The sequence below is a fragment of the Sporolactobacillus shoreae genome (assembly GCF_004684935.1).
GTDB classification, from domain to species: Bacteria; Bacillota; Bacilli; order Bacillales; family Sporolactobacillaceae; genus Sporolactobacillus; species Sporolactobacillus shoreae.
Map to the genome: position 1 here is coordinate 346,353 of NZ_SRJD01000001.1, position 16,349 is coordinate 362,701.

Genomic DNA, 16,349 nt, shown 5'->3' on the forward strand with positions numbered 1-16,349 from the left:
CTTTGCGGGCATGATAATGAACGAAGTAGATCAAAAAGTATTTAGTCCTTCAGCTTTTATCTGAGGAGAGGATTCCATTGGATCAATCAACTGGCTCAATGCATTCCGCTCGGCGTAAAGCCCTCTGAAAGATAATAACCTGTAAAGTCTGAATCCATTTCATCTTCTTCATCTGGGGGACTGTCCAATTTTGGACGGTCCCTTTAATTTTGATTATAAAAAAACGGAGTGGAAAAAATCCACCCCGTCTTGGTTTGCGCCAAAATGATTTATTTTTGCTCTGGAAGAAAGTTAAGAAAATCAATTAAAGCTTTCAGACCGCGATCAAAATTAACAAGATGGAAGTGTTCATTGGGCGCGTGAAAATTTTCTGTGTCAAGGCCAAATCCCATAAGGACTGGCGCAAGCCCTAATTTATCATGGAACGTATTAACAATTGGCACCGATCCACCCTGTCTTGAGAAGATTGGGTCGACATGATACGCGTCCTTTAGCGCGGCGCCTGCGGCCTTTAATGCTGGATGATCCAGCGGCATGACAAAAGGTTCGGCATGATCCATTAGCCTAATGTCCAGTTTCACACCCGCCGGGAGATGCTTCTTCAAGTGTTTGTTCATAAGTGCGCCAATCACAGCTGGGTCCTGGTTTGGAACGAGACGACAGGTGATCTTCGCGGTCGCGGTGGAGGGAATGACCGTCTTCAAGCCTTCACCCTGAAATCCGCCGAAAACACCGTTAAGTTCAACAGTCGGGCGTGCCCAGATTCTGGCTGTGGTCGAGTAACCTGGTTCGCCTACGAGGGTATCGACATCCAGTTCTTTTCTTAACGCTTCGTCATCAGAAATTTTTTCACATGTATTTTTCTCTTCTTCTGTGAGCTCTTCGACGCCATCATAAAAACCATCAACAGCAATCTTTCCATCTTTGTCATGAAGGGTTGCAAGCAATTCAACCATGGCATGAAGTGTATTTTGAACCGCGCCACCGTACACGCCCGAATGCAGGTCGCCTTTGGGTCCGCGAAGATGTACTTCAAGTCCGCAGAGACCGCGGAGTCCGTAGCTTACCGCAGGTTGATTGATCCCGATCATCGTTGTGTCGGAGACGAGCAGAACATCGCCCTGGAGCAGATCCAGGTGGGTATCAACAAAATCATCCAGATGCGCGCTGCCGATTTCTTCTTCGCCCTCAAAGCAAAATTTAATATTGACCGGGAGCTCTTCTTTGACCGCAAGAATAGATTCAGCTGCTTTGGCGAGCATGAAAACCTGTCCTTTATCATCACTGCTTCCCCGGGAGTAGATGATGTTGTCTTTAATCTCAGGTTTGAACGGGTCAGTATGCCACTGATCGATCGGGTCAACCGGCTGAACATCGTAATGCCCATAGCAGAGTACGGTTGGTTTGCCCTCCGCTCTCAGATAATCGGCATAGACAACCGGATGGCCCGCAGTCTCAAGAATCTGTACATTTTCCAATCCGCCATTCTCCAGATCATTTGCCAGCCACTCCGCAGCTTTTCTGACATCTGGTTTATGTGTTGAGTCGGAACTGATACTTGGAATTGAAAGAAATTCGATCATCTGTTTCAGATGCAGCTCCCGATTGTTTTCCAAATAAGAAGTGATTTGTTCATCCATGAAAAAGCCTCCCAAACAATAATCTGTCTTATCTATTGTATCAAATGATCAGCCATTTGATAAAAAACGGGGGTATGTTTGAAAAAAAGATATTTGGGGAAAAATAGAAATATGATAAAATATTCACACAATTACGGAAAACGTTTCCTCTTTTTATATAATGGGTGTGTGAAAAGGGCTGAACGAATAAAGTGAAGGGAGGCCGTATCTTGAGGAAGAAACAAGTGTTTAAGGAATTGGTTCTCAAGAACAAGTCTGAAATACTGAGAAATGAAAAAGTTCTGGAAAAGATCGAAGAGAAAATTGATCAGAGACACGCTATTAAGTAAGGCAAGGGGCAGCGGTGCATCCGCTGCTTTTTTGTTATGTTGGATGCTGCAATGAAATCCATATGCTAAAATAATATCTGTCCGGTTTTTGAGGACAATTTACTATCTGCAAATGGGAGCTGGGCTTTTTGACTCAAAGGCATATTGTTATCGAAACCTACCAGATTGAATGGGAACAGGAATATAAAAGGGAGGTGGGAAGAATATCCCGCATCATCCATCCTGTTTTAAGGGCCATACATCATATAGGGAGTACATCAATACCGGGAATGTCTGCAAAGCCGACTATAGATATTCTGGCTGAGGTATCAGATTTACCATCTTTGGACCGGATTTCTTCCCGTATGGATCCATTAGGTTATGAATCCTATGGAGAAAACGGTATTGCCGGACGTCGCTATTTTTGTAAAACTGATGCTGAAGGCAATCACCTGGTTCATCTTCATATTTTTGAAGAAGGAACAGAAGATGTCGTGCGTCACTTGGCTTTTCGTGATTACCTAAAGGTTCATGCCGATGATGCAGCGTTTTACAGCAATTTGAAAGAACAGCTGGCGGCCGCGTTTCCTTATGATGCAGAAAGTTACATTCAGGGAAAAGACGCTGCAGTGAAAAAAATAGAAGAACGCGCGCTGCTGTGGTGGTACGGAGAATGAATCAGTTTATCGGAGAGGTGCAGGATCATTAAGAAATTTTTCACATATACAATAGCCATTTTAGTTATTCTAATAGCCGCAAGTTTAGCAATCTACCATTTCTGGCCGGAACAAAAAACCCAGAACAATAAGAAAATAACGTATTCCTACCGGATCGTTGCGCTTGGCGATTCACTGACGCAAGGTGTCGGCGACCCGAAAAATCATGGTTATGTCGGAATGACCGCTGATGCACTTAAAAAGCAGAAAAATGTGAAGCAGGTTTCTTTTGAAGACCTGGGCCATCTTGGCGACACATCAGCCGATCTGCTGAACGTGCTGAAAAAGCCACAGGCCAGAGAGACAATCAGGCATTCGAACACCATCTTTCTGACTATAGGCGGTAATGACATTGTCCATGTACTGAAAAATCATTTTATGGATTTAAGCACCAGTGACTTTAATGCGGAGCAGAAGGTGTTTTCAGCACATCTGGAAACGGTTTTCTCCGAAATCAGAAAGCTTAACCCTGATGCACCGATCTATTACTTCGGGCTTTATAATCCATTTGAAGATTATTTGGGCACAGCCAATAAAGACTTTGTCCCAATCCTGAACAGTTGGAATGCTAACAGTAAAAAAATTGCCTCGCGGTACCGGAACACGACTTTTATCCCGACGTTTGATATTTTTAAAGGTAGAGGCAGCACACTGCTTTATGCCGATCATTTTCATCCAAATGAGAAAGGGTATAGTCAGCTTTCCTCACGGCTGATGACGGCAATCCGGAAGAATCAATAACCTTTTAGTTTACAAAGTAATGCGGTTATTTTTGCCCCGGCCAAATAATCATTGTTTCTTCAAAAAACAAGGAATATACTGAATAAAAGCAGCTTAGGGATATGTAATTAAGGGGGGAAACGTTGTGTCTTTTATCTTGTTCCAGGATCAGATCATACCGCGTGAACAGGGGAAAGTGGATATTGAAGACCGCGGATACCAATTCGGTGATGGAATCTATGAAGCCATTCCTGTTTATGGAGGCCAGATGTTTCTTCTCGATCTCCATATGAAGCGCTTGAAAAGAAGCGCGAATGAACTGCGGCTTCAGCTGCCTTTCAACATTGATTTGTTGACTGAAAAACTGAATAAACTGATTGGTTTAAACAGGATCAATGATGGAATCGTCTATTTTCAGATTACACGCGGCTCCGCTCCGCGCCAGCATTTCTTCCCTGATCAAGCAGGCTCTATTCTGACGGGATCGGTTGTTAGCCATGACTGGAGAGGCAATCATGATTCCGGAATCGAAACGAGTCTGGCCGAAGATATCCGCTGGCTTCGATGCGATATCAAGACGCTTAACCTGCTTGGGAATGTTCTTGCCAAGCAGTATGCACATGAGCAGGGTTCACAGGAAGCAATTCTTCATCGGGGAGAAAACGTGACGGAAGGAGCTTCCAGTAACGTGTTTATTGTTAAAAACAATCATCTGATCACTCATCCTGCCGACCACTTAATTCTGAATGGTATTACACGCCTCTTTGTTCTTGAACTTGCAGAGAGGCTTGGCATAACAGTTGATGAACAAACTTTTACTTTAGATGATCTGTTTTCCGCTGATGAAGTGTTCATCACAAGCACTGGCAATGAAGTAATGCCAGTAGTGAAAATTGATGGCAGAACGGTAGCGGACGGTAAGGCGGGGGATGTGACGTCGAAGTTAGGTGAAGCTTTCACCGGGGAAGTTACGCAATTTATCGCATCCGCGATATCCTGATCACTGGCGCGTTTAATGTTAGCGGTTCGTGGATAAATCTGTATAAAAAGAAGGCTTAATAGGGTTGGCCGGGTTATCTAATAACTGGGTCGCCAATTAAGCCTTCTTTTGTTCATATAGCAATGAGATTACTTTATTCCATTCGAGTAAGCGGCCACCAGCAAAATCCATCAAGCGCGAGAAGCCTGTCGGATGAAGCGGGCCCCATTGTGCCGGCCTCATAATAATCGAGGGGTATATCTTTCCATGCGGCAACGATGGAGTCAGTGAGCGACCAGGAAAAGGCGACTTCATCCCATCTCGTGAAATTTGTGGAATCTCCCCTCAGACAGTCGGAGAGGAGACGTTCATATGCGTCAGGAGTGTGGGTATCCGCCTGACGCTTTACGTTGTTGCTGAAATTCATCGCAATTGGAACAGTCTCCCCTTCTTCACCAAATTCCTTGACATTCAACTTCAGTGACAGTCCCTCATCCGGCTGTATATGGATAACGAGGAGATTAGGGCCGATGTGATTGAATTCGTAAAGGTACGGATTGTTCGGAATATCTTTAAACTGGATGACAATTTCCGTTGACTTGGCCGCAAGACGCTTTCCGGTACGGATATAGAAAGGGACTCCGGTCCAGCGATAATTATCGATGAAAAGTCTGGCTGCAACGAAAGTTTCAGTATCTGAATCCGAATCAATGTTGTTTTCATCATGGTATCCGCCGATCCGCGTTCCATCAGGCATAACGCCTTGCTTATATTGAGCGCGCACGATCTGATTTGTGATCGCATCCGAAGACATGGGACGGATGGACTTCAGAACTTTGACTTTTTCCTGGCGGATGTCTTCCGGTTCAAAACGGCTGGGCGGTTCCATGGCCGTCAGTGTGAGCAACTGCATGATGTGGTTCTGCACCATGTCGAGCAGAGCGCCGGTCTGGTCGTAGTAACTCGCCCGGTCCCCGACACCCAGTGTCTCGCTGAGCGTAATCTGAACGTTTGCGATGCTTCTGTGGTTCCATACGGATTCGAAAATCGGATTAGCAAAGCGGAGCGCTTCGATATTTTGTACCATCTCTTTACCAAGATAATGGTCAATCCTGTATATTTCAGCTTCGTCAAAAACTTCAAGAAGATCATGATTCAATTTTTCAGCAGATTCCAGGTTGTGCCCGAATGGCTTTTCAATAATCAGACGCTTCCAGCCCGAAGTTTCAGTCAGGCCGGCCTTTTTCAGATTTCTTGCAGCGACTCCGAAGAAGCGCGGTGCCAGCGAAAGATAAAACATTCGGTTCCCATTCAGCTGGTACTGTGTGTCAATCTGGTCGCTGATATTTTTCAATCGAGCGAAATTTTCCGGCTCGGTAATGTCAAGAGGCTGATAATAGAACCGATCCAGGAATTCCTTCCTTCGGTCAGCGCCCTGAGGCAATGCGCGGTCCACCATACTGCGGTAGGATTCATGGGTATGCTGTCTTCTGGCAAGACCGATGACAGCAAACTCATTACCTTTTTTATATATTTCGTAAAGAGCCGGGTAAAGTTTTCTGCTGGCAAGATCTCCGGTAGCCCCAAACATGAAAATCAGTGTTGGCTCTTTTGTCGTTTCAACCATCATTCATGTACCTCGTTCCTCTATCTGTATAGTTAAATGTTATCACACTTAATGATCAATGTGTTACACTTAAATTAATCATGTATGAATGGATTGTGAAAACCTGCTCCGCTGTGCCTGAAAACCTCATAATAATCCGTCTAAATAATCCGTCTAAAAAAACTCATCAGCTTAAATCGTTGCATTTCATTTCTGTACATGTTATTGTGAAATTATGCGCTTAGGCAATAATAGGGATGGAAGAGGCTTGCTTGTTGAACACAAAGATGAAATTTGCTCAATGTTTAGTAGGCATTTTCCGTCCGTTGCGGGGAATGCCTAAACATTTGTAAAATAAAAACTGAACAGTAAAAAGGAGACTTTACGACTTAATGAAATTTTCAGAACTAGATGTAAGCGAAGAAATATTGAAAGCAACCGAAAAAATGGGATTTCAGGAAATGACCCCCATTCAAGAGCAGGCGATACCTGTTGCAAAAACAGGAGTCGATTTAATCGGCCAGGCACAAACAGGAACAGGAAAGACAACAGCTTTCGGCATTCCGATGATTGAAGCTGTGGATTCGGCCGATTCTGATATTCAGGGAGTAGTCATTACTCCGACACGTGAACTTGCTATTCAAAATGCTCAGGAACTGAATTCGCTGGGTTATTTCAAAAGAGTAAGAACAGTTGCTGTTTATGGCGGTCAGGACATTCAGAAACAGATCCGCGATCTGAAGAGGCATCCAGCCATTATCTCGGCAACTCCGGGAAGATTGCTCGACCATATCAAAAGACGCACGATCCGGCTTGATCAGATTAAAGTGATCGTTTTGGACGAAGCGGATGAAATGCTGAATATGGGATTTATTGATGACATCCATGAAATTCTTGAGAATACCCCGCAAGAACGTCAGACGCTTCTTTTTTCGGCAACTATGCCAGGACCGATTCAACACCTCGCAGAAAAATTCATGAAGGATCCGAAAAAAGTCCAGATCAAAGCAAAAACGCTGACAGTTTCTCTTATTGAGCAGAATTATGTCAAGGTCAGAGAACAGGAAAAATTTGACGCACTGACCCGTTTCCTCGATATTCAGATGCCGGAGCGTGCGATTGTTTTTGGACGGACTAAGCGGCGTGTTGATGAACTAATGCGCGCACTACAGAAACGAGGCTATGAAGCAGAAGGCATCCATGGGGATCTGACCCAGTCAAAACGTGATTTGGTTCTTCGCCGTTTCAAACAAAATGAAGTCAAATTACTGATTGCTACGGACGTTGCCGCCCGCGGACTGGATATCAGCAATGTCACCCACGTTTACAATTTTGATTTGCCGCAGGATCCGGAAAGTTATGTACATCGTATCGGACGTACTGGGCGCGCGGGAAAAACCGGCCAGGCACTAACGTTCATCACGCCCGGTGAAATTTCCCATCTTAAGGCTATTGAGCGTCTGACAAAACAACCGATGAAGCAGGTCAATGCACCGAGCTACAAAGAAGCACTTGCTGGTCAGCAGAAGGTTGCCGTAGATGCGCTCAAGCAATCCCTTGAGAATGACAATTATCATGATTATGAAACAAGAGCTGAGGAACTGTTGTCGGATAATAGTCCCGCAGATATTGTTGCTGCGGCACTGAAGGTGCTGACAAAAGAACCGGATACCACACCTGTTCATTTGACACGAGAGGCGCCGTTGATGGTTAAGAGAAGCAACCGTCATCAGCAATACAACAGCAGAGACGGAAGAGGAAGAAACTTTCATTCCTACGAACGTAACGGCGAACGGAGACAGCACAGCGGTTATCGTGGTAGAAGCAGGCAGAAGTCACAGAATTATTAATGTAAACCGTTAACTAACTGGAAGAAGCTAAGGCTTCTTCTTTTTTATACAATAAATTCATTTAACCAATCCTTTAATTTTTTCCAAATATAACTAGTCTAAATAGTGGGAAAAGTTTAAAGAAAATAAACAAAAATGGTTGTAACTTTCAGAAAAGTATTGTAGAATGATGAAAAGTGCAAAGGGGGCAATAAAGATGAACAATGATCACTCTTCCCAACAAAATACGAAGGCGCTTGTTCTCTATAAGGAGCAGCAGGCGAAGGTCTCAGTTGTCGAAATGTATGCCCAGATGATCCTTGACGAAATGGAATTTAACCAAAGAGTGAAACATTTGCAGTCTGAAATTGATGCCAGTCTGGATTCCGGAGATAAAGCACTGTTTATGAAACTTACCGATGAGTATAAGGAATTAGTTCGATGAAAGTAATTTAATTGTGCTAAATAGATTTGGATATGAATTAAGCTCCCTTGCGTTATTAAGCGGTTGTCAGTCCCAAGCGGGCAGAGGAGGTCATTAAGGAACAGGCGGCTGACTGTGATTAACTGAATGAACAGTAAAAAAGAATCCAGATCTGGATTCTTTTTTTATGGGTTCGAAAAAATCTTTCTAATAGAGTGGAATGGATGTTATTTAGTGCGACAAGCTTTTTCTTCCGTCTGGCCACTCCGCAAGCAGCATGCCGATCAGAATGAATCCGCAGCCGGCCAGTTCGGCGGTGCCAAGGTGCACATGCTGAAAAAGAACTGAAGTCCAGGCGGCAAAAACAGGCTCCATTATATAGATAATGCCTACATGTGTCGCTGGTGTTTCCTTCTGAAGAAGCGTCTGAAGAAGGAAAGCGAACGCGGTGGCAAATAGAGCCATAAACAGGATGACTCCCGCGACATCAGGTTCCAGTAGCGTTTGAAAGTCCGCGATGCGCAACCCCTCAGTTGAAAAACCAAAAACAAGGCTAAGCAGAGCCACAACGGTTAGCTGAACGATCGTCAATGACAGACTGTTGTACTGATCAGTCACTTTAGCGGTAAAGACGATGTGCAAAGCGAAAGCAGCGGCGCAGATCAGAACAATCAGATCTCCGCGATTTAATGATAACTGTCCCCTTGTTGTCAGAAAAAAAAGCCCGACAACAGCAAAGAGTATCCCCGCGATGGCTGCAGCAGGTGGCATTTTTCTGAGCAGCAATGCGGACAGAATGGGAACCAGCACCACACTCAGTCCTGTAATAAACGCGGCGTTTGACGCAGATGTATAAAGAAGTCCGATGGTCTGACAGGCATAACCGATAAACAGAAAAAATCCTAGGAGAGTTCCTGATCCAATCAAACGGACCAAATGTTGCCGACTCTTTTCGGAGTTCTTTTTAAAAAGCAACTTCCAGATTGCAAGAAAGAGGGCGGCAATTAAAAACCGCCAGGCATTGAAAGTCATCGGGGTCAGCTTATCCAGAACATTCTGGACGATAATGAATGTCGTTCCCCAGACGAATGTGATGCCTAGTAGAGCGGTATCTGCGGTGAGCGCGCGCCTGAGTGTCATAGTGGATCACACTCGCTTTTTCCTGGTTTCTGCTGTGAACGGATAGCCAGCCTTGCTAAAGAGTCCGCGTTTTTATTCTTTACATCCGGAATCCATTTGCAGAAGAATAGGTTGAATTGATCAATCAGTGCGAGTGCCGCACTGAGATAGTGGGAAAATTCGGCTTTTTTGACATATCTCTTTTCAATGGCCTGGTTGACTAGCTGTGAATCGGTACGGAATGAAACATTCCGGTAACCCTTCTCATGGCAGAACTGAAGTGCGCGCACCAGCGCGGCAAATTCAGCTTCGTGGTTGCTCAGCAAAGTTCCCAGGGGAAATGATTCTCTAATCTCATTGCCGTTGCCTAAATTTATATAGATGCCTCCGCCAGCAAGTCCTGGGTTGCCAACTGAAGCGCCGTCAAATGAAACTTCAATCAAAGATTCCCATCCTTCCTCAATATGTATTACCTTTCAAATATTAGCATACAACAAAAATCTGTATGATGAAAAAATATATTTTTTTTCATGCCTGTATTTGAGGAACGTACGTTATGTTATCATAGGAAATGAAATGGACTCGGATAACTAATAATGTGATTGGGTGATCAGTTAAAAATGACAGGCAAATCAAGTGCGGTAAAATCCGATATTGAGATTGCTCAGGAAGCTAAACTCGCTCCGATCAGCGAAATTGCCTCTGGTCTTGGTCTTGAGGAAGAAGACTGGGAGCCATACGGACGCTACAAAGCAAAAGTTTCGGTGAAGACGCTGAAGAAATTTCAGGAAAAGGCTGACGGAAAAATCATTCTTGTCACTTCCATCAATCCGACACCTGCCGGTGAAGGCAAGTCGACGGTTACAGTCGGGTTGGGCCAAGCTTTAAACAGAATTGGAAAGAAAACGGTTATCGCCCTGCGCGAACCTTCACTAGGACCGACGATGGGATTGAAAGGCGGGGCAGCAGGCGGCGGATACTCTCAAGTTGTCCCCATGGAAGATATTAATTTACACTTTACGGGCGATTTTCACGCGATTACTGCGGCTCATAATGCATTGGCTGCTCTTCTGGACAATCATATCCATCAAGGCAATGAATTGAATATAGATCCAAGACGTATTGCTTGGAAGCGTGTTGTAGATCTGAACGACCGTGCACTCCGTCACGTGATTATCGGTCTTGGAGGAAAAGCGAACGGCGTTCCACGTGAAGACGGATTTGATATTACAGTGGCTTCTGAAATTATGGCCATTCTCTGTCTCTCTGAAGACCTCAAAGATCTGAAGGAACGGCTCAGCCGAATGCTGATTGCCTATACATATGACGGGAGACCTGTATTCGTTAAAGACCTGAAAGTTGAAGGTGCTCTGACACTGCTTCTTAAAGAGGCGATCCATCCCAATCTTGTACAGACATTGGAGAATACACCTGCATTCGTGCATGGCGGCCCGTTTGCCAATATAGCTCATGGCTGTAACAGTGTTCTGGCGACCAAAATGGGCGCGAAGCTTGGAGACTATGTCGTAACGGAGGCTGGTTTCGGTGCTGACCTTGGTGCGGAAAAATTCCTCGATATTACGACGCGTGCCGGACATTTTAGGCCTGGCGCTGTTGTGATTGTTGCGACGATACGCGCATTGAAAATGCATGGTGGTATGAAAAAAGAAGAGCTTAAAAATGAGAGCCTTGATGCTCTGGCCAAAGGGATGGAAAACCTTACCTGCCATATTGAAACAATTAAAGCTTTTGGCTTGCCTTATGTGGTTGCCATTAACCATTTCATTTTTGACACAGACAACGAAGTCAAGTATGTGAAAGAGTGGTGTGCCGAAAACGGACATCCGGTTGCTTTGGCTAAAGTCTGGGAAGATGGTGGAAAGGGTGGAGAAGAATTGGCACAGCTTGTTGCCGACACGGTGGAATCTACTGAAAATCACTTTAAACCTCTCTACAGCTTGGAGGACTCAATTGAAGACAAACTTTCAGCTGTAGTGACGAAAGTATACGGTGGAAAAGAGATCGAATATTCTCCGAAAGCACAAAAACAGCTCGCCAAGATTAAAAAGAACGGTTGGGATAAGTTCCCTGTCTGCATCGCAAAGACTCAGTATTCACTCTCAGATGACCCAAAACTGATCGGACGGCCGACAGACTTCATCATTCATGTCCGCGAACTGAAAGCCTCAGTTGGTGCAGGCTTCGTTGTTGCTATGACGGGAAGCGTTCTGACTATGCCCGGATTGCCCAAGGAACCTGCAGCTCTGAATATGGACGTCGGTCCTGATGGAAAAATTGTCGGCTTGTTTTAATATAATCGGAGAAGAAGCGTTTCGTACCGGAGGGACCGGACGAAACGCTTTTTTCAACTGAAAGGGGATTGGTAAAATGAAACTTTCAAAAGTACAGAAGGATCAAATCATTGAGAACCTGCAGTCCTATTATTTTGATACTTATCACGAACAACTTGGTCTGATCGGCGCGGAAAATATTTTCTCTTTTTTTATGAAGGAATGTGCTCCGATGATCTATAACATGGCGCTGAGAGACGCTAAATTTGTAGTCGACCGGCAAATGTCGTCTCTTCAGGAAGAACTGGATGTCCTGGAGAAAAGGGAAGCCATTGGGGCAGAACTCTATGAAGACCACGGTTAAATGATAAATGAATTATGTAAATGATAATGATAATTAAAATCATTTGTAAATAATCCATCTATATACAAGGAAAACGGAAGATGAGTTACTTTTTATTTTATTATAATAAGATAATCATTATAGTTGAACTGTTGAATAAGTCGTGATAAGATGAACCTGTCCAAGAGAATGAGAGTTTAGGAGTTTCTCGTTATGGTACATGAAATTAGATCGCTTTTTCACGTAGCGATAACAAAGACAGGTGTAAATAGAGTGACGGCAATAAAGAAAAATTTTTTCGGGATTGAGAAACGGCTGTTTTTGCAGCTTTCTCTTTTTAGATATTGGAAAGAAAATTTAAAAATTGAGCATAACCGGCAAACGTACGCGAAAATCTCTGAGGCTGAAGAAAAACTAATATCTTCTGTTTTCCCCGGTGAACATGGCATTGATGTAGGCAGGTTGTTTCACTTCTATGTTTTTCTTAGCAAAATGCTGGGCTTTACTTTTGTCACTCAGCTGATGATGAAGGTAAAGGAGCGCCGGCTGCACCGGATGGTCAATCAGTCTGCTGACTATTCAGTGGAAAAGGTACAGAGGATCGACTCTTTAATTTCACAGGAGAGAGAGTTGATCGCACAATTAAAAGAAGTGCGGCTTGATTTTGTCGGAGCGATCATTCTTGGCATGAATGACGCGCTCGTCGAAATCACGGGCAGTGTCGCCGGATTTACACTTTCAATGTCTAACACAAAAATTATTGCTGTTGCCGGTCTGATCACCGGTATTGCAGCCTCATTCTCGATGGCTGCGAGCGAGTTTATGGCCGAAAGGTCTGCTGGAAATATGAAGAAGGCAGCTACAGCCGCAATTTATACGGGCTTTTCTTATTTGCTGACTGTTATTTTGCTGGTTCTTCCGTTTTTCACGCTTCCAGCTCACGAGTATATGCTTGCCCTCTTGTTTACAGTCATTATAGCTGTCGTTGTCATATTCATTTTCAGCTATTACATGGCTGTCGCAAAAGAAATCAGTTTCAGGCAGCGTTTCTTTGAAATGGTATTTGTTAGCCTTGGTGTTGCGGCGCTGACGTTTTTCATTGGATTCATTGTTAAGAACTACATGGGCATTTCGGCATAATTACTGGATCAGAGGTGTCAGAAGATGATACTTTCAGGGAAAAATGTATTAGTAACAGGTGGTTCCCGCGGACTGGGAAGGGCAGTTGCCGAAACACTGGCAACATCCGGGGCCGCAGTCATTATCAATTATGCTCACCATGAAGGAGATGCGGTTAAAACAGCTGAAGATATAAGGAAAAAAGGCGGCCGTGCCTATGTGGTTCATGCAGACGTGACTGATGAACACTCGGTGAATCAGCTTTCTGAAAAAATCATCGATTTGGGGATTGGTACTGTTGATATACTGGTTAATAATGCAACAGGTCCCCAGCCTGAAAAGAATATTGAAGAATGCAGCTGGCAGGACTATCTTGACCAGCTTGTTTTTACTGTCAAAGCTCCCTTGCTCCTCACAAAAATGCTTTTTCAAGCAATGAAAGAGAAGCACTGGGGCAGAATCATCAACATCGGCAGTGAAGTTGTGCAGCTGGGGAGTGGCGGCTTTTCAAATTATGTGACAGCAAAGTCAGCAATGATTGGTATGACTAGATCTTGGGCGACAGAACTTGGCCCCTTCGGAATCACTGTCAACCTTGTCAATCCCGGTTTTATCCCGGTAGAGAGACATCAGGGGACAGGTGCCGCTGTGCTGGAATCTTATTCGGCAGGTGTGCCCTTAGGACACATGGGTAAACCGCAGGACATTGGCGAAATGGTTACTTTTCTTGCTTCAGAACGGGCAAAATTTATCACCGGACAATCCATATCGGTTAACGGTGGCAATACATTTGGTATTTAAGTGTGGCTTCAGGTCAGTCAGTGTATTGTCGCTGCCCGTTGAGCAGCCGTCGTTCCTGCCGCATGGCCGGTTACAAAAGCGGATGTGATGTTGTATCCTCCCGTGTATCCATGGATGTCCATGATTTCTCCACAAAAATATAATCCCGGCATGATTTTTGACTCCATCGTTTTCGGATTTATTTCCTTCAAAGAAACGCCTCCGCCTGTAATAAAAGCCTTTTCAATCGGAAGTGTGCCATCCACCCGAACAGGAAATGCTTTAAGCATCTCCGACATTTTTCTAATGTTTTCTTTTGACAGCTGGCTGAAATTTTTTTCGGGTGCGATCCCGGCCTGATTCAGTAAGAACAGCAGGTATCTCTCAGGTACGATACCCTTCCATATGTTTCTTACTTCCTTTTTAGGGGCGGATTGAGCGAGATTCAGTAATTGTTTGCTTATGTCTTCCCCGCTTCTGTCGGGAAATGCATCAATCCGAATCTCGACATTGGGTTCCCCGTATTTTTTCAGTGCCTTGACAACGAATTGACTGAGACGCAGAATGGCGGGCCCGGACAGGCCAAAGTGGGTGAAAAGCAGATCCCATCTGTGTGTCTGTATAGCTTTACCCTTGGGACTGACCAGAGTGACCGCCACGTCACGCAGAGAAAGACCTTGTAAAGTTTTCGCCTGAATAAAGGGTTCGGAGGATGTAAGCGGTACTTCTGTCGGGTACAATTCTGTAATCGTGTGTCCCGCGGTCTTGGCCCATGGATAACCATCACCTGTTGAACCGGTCTGCGGTACAGATTTCCCACCGACGGCAATAATGACGCATGGAGCTTCTATTTTTTCCCCCGATTTTGTTTTCACGCCTTTCACACATTCACCAAAGAGAACAGCCTCTACGGGCTGATTGATCCTGATTTTTACGTCCAGTTTGCCAGTTCTTTTTAATAGGGCACGAACGACGGATTGGGCATTATTTGATACGGGGAACACACGTCCGTGATCCTCTTCTTTTAGCTGAATGCCCAGATCTTCAAAAAAATGGATGATGTCCTGATTATCAAATTCCGAAAAAGCGCTGTATAAAAAGCGCCCGTTGCCGGGTATGTGACGAATCAGTTCATCGACCGGCATCGCGTTTGTGACATTGCAGCGTCCGCCCCCTGAAATAGCGAGTTTTCTGCCAAGCTTGTCTCCCTTATCTAGGAGGCAGACGTTTGCGCCGTTTTCAGCGGCGGCAATAGATGCCATTAAACCCGCCGGCCCTCCCCCGATAACTATTACATCATATTGATTCACGAATTAGCCCCTCGATCTTTTCTCAAAGCGAATTTATTTTTAGCTTCTGCTTTTCCATCTTAATACAAGCGTATACGATATGAAACTGAAAATAAAGGGAGTCCATTGAAATAGGTGCGGTGTGATGTTTGTCACACATTTTATTTTTTGATAGGATAGTGAAGAAAATACTGGTGATTAAATTGCCGGCAAGTATCGATCGAGGTGGACAGCATGGCCGAAGAAAAGCCATATCGGGTATTACTCTTTTATAAATATGTCACTATAAATGAGCCTGAGGAGTTTGCGCGGAAGCATCTCGCCTTTTGCAAAAGTCTCGGGCTGAAAGGACGTATTTTAATTGCCAATGAAGGCTTGAACGGGACTTTGTCGGGAACTCTTGAACAGACTCAGATCTATATGGATACCCTGCATCAGGATCCGCGGTTCAGTGATCTGGTGTTTAAAGTGGATCAGGCGGACGGACACGCATTTAAGAAAATGCACGTGCGGGCACGTAAAGAAATTGTAGCTCTGAAACTTAGGAACGATATTGACCCACATGAACTGACTGGAAAACATTTGAAGCCAAAAGACTTCCGTGAAGCGATGGGGCAGGAAGACACGATTCTGATTGACGCCCGGAACAATTATGAAACGCAGATCGGCCATTTCAGGCATGCTATTCTCCCGGATGTGAAAACATTCCGCGATCTGCCGGAGTGGATTGAACAGAATCTGGCTGATTGTAAGGACAAGAAAGTATTGACTTATTGCACGGGCGGTATCCGCTGTGAAAAATTCAGCGGGTATCTGCTGAAAGCCGGTTTCAAAGATGTCAGCCAGCTGGACGGGGGAATCGTCGAATATGGCAAGGATCCTGCAGTGAAAGGAGAACTGTACGACGGAAAATGTTATGTTTTTGACAAACGCATTTCTGTTCCTGTCAACCGCACAGATGAGGATGTCGTAGTTGGACATTGTCACCATTGCGGAAAAACGTGCGACCGGATTGTCAACTGTGCGAATCCGGAATGCAATAAGCAGTATATCTGCTGCGAGGACTGTGAAAAAAAGTATCACAGATCCTGTAGCGATGCCTGCCGCACACATCCGCACAATCGGTATAACATGGAATTAAAGCAGCAGGTGGAGGAGACCGCGGAAATATAACGGCCGAAACGAC

16 protein-coding genes are annotated in these 16,349 nt (G+C 44.6%); 11 read left to right on the forward strand and 5 right to left on the reverse strand.

Going from position 1 to position 16,349, the window contains the following annotated elements; all coding sequences use genetic code 11:
- Nucleotides 1-269: 269 nt before the first annotated feature.
- Entirely contained in the window at nt 270-1,640 is a 1,371-nt protein-coding gene (locus E4665_RS01650; protein WP_135347052.1) for a dipeptidase, read from the reverse strand.
- Between the two features lie 209 nt (nt 1,641-1,849).
- On the opposite strand from E4665_RS01650, the gene E4665_RS01655 reads away from it, so the two are divergent.
- The 4 genes from E4665_RS01655 (at nt 1,850) to dat (ending at nt 4,384) form a co-directional block, all read left to right on the forward strand.
- The gene (locus E4665_RS01655) at nt 1,850-1,969 is read left to right on the forward strand and encodes an FbpB family small basic protein (RefSeq protein ID WP_135347053.1); all 120 of its coding nucleotides are present in this window, start codon (nt 1,850-1,852) and stop codon (nt 1,967-1,969) included.
- Between the two features lie 128 nt (nt 1,970-2,097).
- Nucleotides 2,098-2,625: a GrpB family protein gene (locus E4665_RS01660; protein ID WP_167815073.1), complete on the forward strand. Its 528-nt coding sequence runs from the start codon at nt 2,098-2,100 to the stop codon at nt 2,623-2,625.
- Nucleotides 2,626-2,760: 135 nt separating this feature from the next.
- Nucleotides 2,761-3,405, forward strand: coding sequence for an SGNH/GDSL hydrolase family protein (locus E4665_RS01665; RefSeq protein ID WP_241654609.1), 645 nt, complete (start codon nt 2,761-2,763; stop codon nt 3,403-3,405).
- Nucleotides 3,406-3,529: 124 nt separating this feature from the next.
- On the forward strand, nt 3,530-4,384 hold the full coding sequence (gene dat / locus E4665_RS01670) for a D-amino-acid transaminase (RefSeq protein WP_135347056.1): 855 nt from the start codon (nt 3,530-3,532) through the stop codon (nt 4,382-4,384).
- A gap of 133 nt (nt 4,385-4,517) precedes the next feature.
- Here the strand turns inward: dat and zwf are convergent, their stop codons facing one another.
- Nucleotides 4,518-5,990, reverse strand: coding sequence for a glucose-6-phosphate dehydrogenase (gene zwf / locus E4665_RS01675; protein ID WP_135347119.1), 1,473 nt, complete (start codon nt 5,988-5,990; stop codon nt 4,518-4,520).
- 371 nt (nt 5,991-6,361) lie between these two features.
- Here zwf and cshA point away from each other — a divergent pair, with 371 nt between their 5' ends.
- Both cshA and E4665_RS01685 read left to right on the forward strand, forming a co-directional pair.
- A complete protein-coding gene (gene cshA / locus E4665_RS01680) occupies nt 6,362-7,819 on the forward strand; it encodes a degradosome RNA helicase CshA (RefSeq protein ID WP_135347057.1) in 1,458 nt (485 codons plus the stop codon).
- Nucleotides 7,820-8,015: 196 nt separating this feature from the next.
- Nucleotides 8,016-8,243: an IDEAL domain-containing protein gene (locus E4665_RS01685; protein ID WP_135347058.1), complete on the forward strand. Its 228-nt coding sequence runs from the start codon at nt 8,016-8,018 to the stop codon at nt 8,241-8,243.
- Between the two features lie 210 nt (nt 8,244-8,453).
- Here the strand turns inward: E4665_RS01685 and E4665_RS01690 are convergent, their stop codons facing one another.
- Both E4665_RS01690 and E4665_RS01695 read right to left on the reverse strand, forming a co-directional pair.
- Nucleotides 8,454-9,362: a DMT family transporter gene (locus E4665_RS01690; RefSeq protein WP_135347059.1), complete on the reverse strand. Its 909-nt coding sequence runs from the start codon at nt 9,360-9,362 to the stop codon at nt 8,454-8,456.
- A complete protein-coding gene (locus E4665_RS01695) occupies nt 9,359-9,784 on the reverse strand; it encodes a reverse transcriptase-like protein (RefSeq protein WP_135347060.1) in 426 nt (141 codons plus the stop codon). Before E4665_RS01695 ends, E4665_RS01690 begins: the two co-directional genes overlap by 4 nt.
- Before the next feature lie 177 nt (nt 9,785-9,961).
- Between E4665_RS01695 and E4665_RS01700 the strand changes: the two genes are divergently transcribed.
- The 4 genes from E4665_RS01700 to E4665_RS01715 all read left to right on the forward strand — a co-directional run bounded on the left by E4665_RS01700 (nt 9,962) and on the right by E4665_RS01715 (nt 13,895).
- Nucleotides 9,962-11,653, forward strand: coding sequence for a formate--tetrahydrofolate ligase (locus E4665_RS01700; RefSeq protein WP_135347061.1), 1,692 nt, complete (start codon nt 9,962-9,964; stop codon nt 11,651-11,653).
- A 76-nt stretch (nt 11,654-11,729) separates the two neighbouring features.
- The gene (locus tag E4665_RS01705) at nt 11,730-11,996 is read left to right on the forward strand and encodes a DUF2164 family protein (protein WP_135347062.1); all 267 of its coding nucleotides are present in this window, start codon (nt 11,730-11,732) and stop codon (nt 11,994-11,996) included.
- Nucleotides 11,997-12,188: 192 nt separating this feature from the next.
- A complete protein-coding gene (locus E4665_RS01710) occupies nt 12,189-13,115 on the forward strand; it encodes a VIT1/CCC1 transporter family protein (RefSeq protein ID WP_135347063.1) in 927 nt (308 codons plus the stop codon).
- Between the two features lie 24 nt (nt 13,116-13,139).
- Entirely contained in the window at nt 13,140-13,895 is a 756-nt protein-coding gene (locus E4665_RS01715; protein WP_135347064.1) for an SDR family oxidoreductase, read from the forward strand.
- A gap of 17 nt (nt 13,896-13,912) precedes the next feature.
- On the opposite strand, the gene E4665_RS01720 is transcribed toward E4665_RS01715, so the two are convergent.
- Nucleotides 13,913-15,184 (reverse strand): BaiN/RdsA family NAD(P)/FAD-dependent oxidoreductase, encoded by a 1,272-nt coding sequence (locus tag E4665_RS01720; RefSeq protein WP_135347065.1) that lies wholly within the window; start codon nt 15,182-15,184, stop codon nt 13,913-13,915.
- Nucleotides 15,185-15,397: 213 nt separating this feature from the next.
- Here E4665_RS01720 and trhO point away from each other — a divergent pair, with 213 nt between their 5' ends.
- Nucleotides 15,398-16,336: an oxygen-dependent tRNA uridine(34) hydroxylase TrhO gene (gene trhO / locus E4665_RS01725; protein WP_135347066.1), complete on the forward strand. Its 939-nt coding sequence runs from the start codon at nt 15,398-15,400 to the stop codon at nt 16,334-16,336.
- Nucleotides 16,337-16,349 lie beyond the last annotated feature (13 nt).